The following is a 3,582-nucleotide window of genomic DNA, read 5'->3' as shown; positions in this document are numbered from 1 at the left end:
ATTTAATAGGTCCTGAACCTAGTCAAAACACCGGATAATTAGATCCAAGATCGGCCAACCGATAATCATCCAAGCAAAAAAGCAAACTTCCGCGCCAAACAAAATATTTGTCATTCTTGTTTTCAAAGGGAATTGATTATCCACTACAGCGGTGCAACTTCCAATATTTACTCCACTTGAGTGCCCAACCACCTTTTACCATCGCGCACGATAGATCTCCAGATTTTGGTGACACGCACCATGCCGCAGTGCGCTTGCCGCCAGCGCCGCCATCGGACCGGCATTTCAATGTAGGTCCAGAGACCAGAACATGACCCTCCCTTGACCGTCCAGAAGGTTTGCCCACCAATTTCACTAGAGCGTCGCGTGCTTCTTTTGCACTTGCCTTCGGACAGGGATGACCAGTTGAACAAGTCCCATCCATTTCCCGTGCAGCAATGCCTGATAGTCTGACTCTTGGACCTTCGGCGCACCAGATTGGACCATCACCATCCCAGACACGGGTGGGTGTGCATTCGAACGATTGCCCTGCGCCAACAATGGTAGAACCCATTAATAGCAAATCAATCAAACCCATGTTTCATCCGTAGATATCTTAACTTCATGAACGGAGATAATGACGGCATTGGCTGCAAACTCAAGTTGGAACATTGGATTGGCCGAATTTGACCAGTTAATTTCAAAATGACTGTGCACTCGAATTCCGCTATGGTCTGAGAGAAGAGGGGGCTTGGTTCCGGGTGAATCATGATCTTGGAGACTGAAAAATGACCGAGGATAAAAACACACAATCTGACGATCAACAAAACTGGCCCGGTTTGTCGGAAATTGACAAGGCGCTCGCAGAAAACCGTCTGACTGCTTATACATGGAAAAAGACTTGGGCTGACCCTTGGGGACGATTGAAACTAGTTACGATTTTTATCGGACTTATCGCTTTTGCGATTTTTGTAGCGATCTATGACGGCTGGATATCATTCTAATCACCTACCATTCCTTGATATCGTCTGCTGCTTTCTCACTCGCACCGCGCGCATTTCTGGTTTTCCGTTTCATCGCATCCTCAACAATCCCGACCCGCGTTTTTCCACGCGACTGAGCACCGGCTACTTCATCCCCTATTGCGCCAACATCCGGCGCTGCACCGACCGATCCTGAACCTCCACCGCCTGTCGAAACGCTTCCGCGAACATCAGAGGCACTACCGATATTTGGTCTTTGGACGGGCGCAAATTCCGGCAAGGTTAGCTTATCGTCAATATCATCGTGCAGCCTTTCCGCATAACCGGCTACAAAGCGCGTTTGCAGTTCCTGACCTTCTGCGCTGAGCTGGAAGTTGATATCATCAAATCGTGCATTGCCGTAGTAATCGCGATTGCCCTCAATCTCCGCCATGCCCCATTCGCGGTACGCTTGGCTAAGGTTGAGCGATCCAGCGGCACTGTTGCTTTCATACCATGTTGCCTGATCTTCCAAGCGACTGGCAATTTCTTCCGCGCGTCTGGCTTCAACCGTATAGCTTTGCGCTTCTGTCAGCGATGTCGTGAGACCAGATGCGCTGCTGGAGATCGCAGAACTGCTGCTCGAACTGACGCTTCGCACAAATCCATCACGGGTATTGGACCAGTTCCGGCTATCAGAAATCTGGTTCATGCTGCCCATAATCCGGTTACGGTCCTCCGACGCAATTCCAATGTCGCTATCCGTCCAACTTTGATTGCGCCCGCCCTTGATACCTAGCGAAGCACTTCCAGCTCCCTTTTCACCTTTCACGCCTAGAGCTCCATCACCATTCAGAAACCAGGACACGGATATATCGTCCGCCGCGCGGCGAGACAGTCCATATTGCCGCTGCAAGTTTCTCGATGCAGAATCCACTTCGCTGAACGCATTGTTGACACTGTTGCTCTCGTTTGTACCGACAGCGGTTTCCGAAGAACTCCCCTGGCTGTAGGTATTTCTGAGTTCGTTGAACCGGGTCACTGCCGAGCTAGTCGATTGCTGGGCAAGATTGGAAAATGTCTCACTTTGTGATCGGCTGCTCGATGCCAGCGTGGAAAGCCTAGAGGTGAAATCCTGCCCCAATGTTGGGGTGAACGGATAGGAAGAGTTCGGAACCTGATCGAATGAATTTTCGGGAAAGCTTGTTGTTTGCGTCCCGCTATCACTGAATCCGCGTGTCTGCGATGCGCCATAAGAAATGTTCGGCGCGATCGACCCTTGCGCAAATTGTTTCGAAAACACGCTCGAATTTTCAATATTGCTGTTGCCAAGCGACACATTGCCAGTGCTGGCTTCGCGCGCTGCTTCCTCTGCTGCATTTTGCGATGGATTAAGATAGGAAGTCGCTTGGCCTGAGATTGCCAGCGCGCCTCTGGCGATACCGCCAGCAAGAAACGGAATGGAGGCAACAAGATATCCAGCAAGCACGCCAATATCATTATTCACATCAACCATTCCCGAGAAGTTTGCGAGACTAAGACCTGTCCCGCCGGCTGCGCCGCCAACATCAGATGCGCCTTTAAACATCAGGATCATGTGCAATATCACAAACAATGGCCCCCAAGCAGCAAGATAGAAGAAGCCTGTAATATAGCCCCGCAATGCCGTTGGTCCGGTTTTGGCATCAGGAAAAGCGGGAACAGCACAGGAAACAGCGCATAGAATACCACCGTCAGTACGATGTTGAGAATGGGCACCCACTTCATCGCATTTTGGGCGATGGATGAGTATGTACGCTCGGTCTGGATGTCAGCACGGGTCTGGGCAAAAACATCAACGCTTGAAGTGCCGCTGGAGCCGGCCATTCCGTGCATCGCCTGTTTCATCGCGTTGATGGTCAGCACTTGCCGGAATATCTCGCTGGCGTTTTTGGAAACCCCGCTCAAATAACTATATGCAATAGGCAAATCAGCAAACAGCTTTGCTTTGGCAAGCGCTGCGGTTTGTTTAGGATAGAGTTGGCGGCCAAAGATGGTCCCCATCTCATCAATCATTGCGACCCACTGAGAATTCAGATCATTGTAAGCCGCGCGGCAAGTTATGATATTGGCGCTTACACTGTCATCGGGATTGCGTGTCAGGAACTTTTGCGCGCGCGCTGCGCTACCCGGTGCAATCACTGCCCAGATATCATCGCTTGCTGACAGTTCCTTCATTGAATAGCGACCGAGCAGTAGATCATAGAATACGCACTGACGAAAATGCTCGTCGAGATTGGCGGCAAATTCAGGATCAGAAATACGCAAACTGCGCGTCGCATCGAATAGCCGCGAGCCATAGATCATTCCATTTTTCGAATAATCCAGATCGGTCGGTAACCCGAATACTGTTTCCGAGGAGCGAACCAGATAATCGCCAACCTGACTGGTGAAGCTTGCCATCAGTGCAAGGCCTAATGGTACATTGGCAACTTCGGCTGGTGCCAGTGATGGATTGATGCGGTCAGTGACATGGACATCGAGGCGCGGCACCATCAAGCACATGTAGATCAGCGTTGCGCCTAAAAACCAGTGGAGCCATGCGCGCCAGTCCTGATTGAAGGCGACCACTATCACCGAAAATGCTAGCCCCATGACCATG

General features: G+C 50.8%; 1 protein-coding gene and 1 pseudogene. One reads left to right on the top strand and one right to left on the bottom strand.

Features of this window, described 5'->3' with window-relative positions; translation table 11 throughout:
* The first annotated feature begins 767 nt into the window (after positions 1 to 767).
* Complete coding sequence (locus C8024_RS15345; RefSeq protein WP_100092280.1) at positions 768 to 983, top strand: hypothetical protein; 216 nt, start codon at positions 768 to 770, stop codon at positions 981 to 983.
* 4 nt (positions 984 to 987) lie between these two features.
* On the opposite strand, the pseudogene C8024_RS15340 reads toward C8024_RS15345, so the two are convergent.
* Positions 988 to 3,582: pseudogene (locus C8024_RS15340) on the bottom strand (conjugal transfer protein TraG N-terminal domain-containing protein); the annotation flags it as partial.

It is taken from the genome of Sphingopyxis sp. BSNA05, assembly GCF_013265645.1.
Lineage (GTDB): Bacteria > Pseudomonadota > Alphaproteobacteria > Sphingomonadales > Sphingomonadaceae > Parasphingorhabdus.
This window is presented reverse-complemented; position numbering and strand designations above follow the sequence as displayed.